Annotated in this window: 1 pseudogene; it reads left to right on the top strand. The window is 68.3% G+C overall.

From position 1 onward, the window contains the following. Positions 1-597, top strand: a pseudogene (locus tag D7V88_RS43525) (hypothetical protein); the annotation flags it as partial.

Genomic DNA, 597 nt, shown 5'->3' with positions numbered 1-597 from the left:
CTTCTACGGCGCGGCGGCCGTGCCGGTGGCCGCCGACGCCACGGATGCCAACGGGCTTGTGTCCCACGCGCTCACGGGCCTGCCGGGTGCGGCCACGTCGGGGTTGCAGCACCTGGTGGGAAGTTGGTCCCCCGCCGCGAACAACGGCGATGGGCCGGTGACGGCCACGTTCAAGGCGTGCGACGTCGTTGGCAACTGCACCTCGAAGCCGGCCGCGTTCGCGCTCGACCGCACTCCGCCCGTCCTCTCCTTCGCCGTCACACCGCCGCCCTACACCAACGCGAATACGGTGACGCTCACCGTCTCCCCCGCAGACGTCGGTGCTGGCGTCACGGGTATCTTCGGCCGACGTTCCGGCGCGCTGACGGAAACCGTCTCCGCCACGCGCAACGGGAATGGGACGTGGAGCGTGACGCTGCCGGCGGTCGTCGATACCTCGACAACCTATTTCGTGTGGGGCGTGGACGCCGCGCTGCCGGCAAACAGCGGACTGACAGTCCCTGTCGCTCCTTACCTGATCAAGACTGATATTCGACGTGACACCGTGGCCCCTACCGTCGAACTGCTCGCGGACTCGGCGGGAGGTTCCTACAGGTC

The organism is Corallococcus terminator (assembly GCF_003611635.1).
In the GTDB taxonomy this organism is placed as follows: domain Bacteria; phylum Myxococcota; class Myxococcia; order Myxococcales; family Myxococcaceae; genus Corallococcus; species Corallococcus terminator.
Note: the sequence above shows the minus strand (reverse complement) of the source record. Positions and strands in the feature narration are given on the sequence as shown.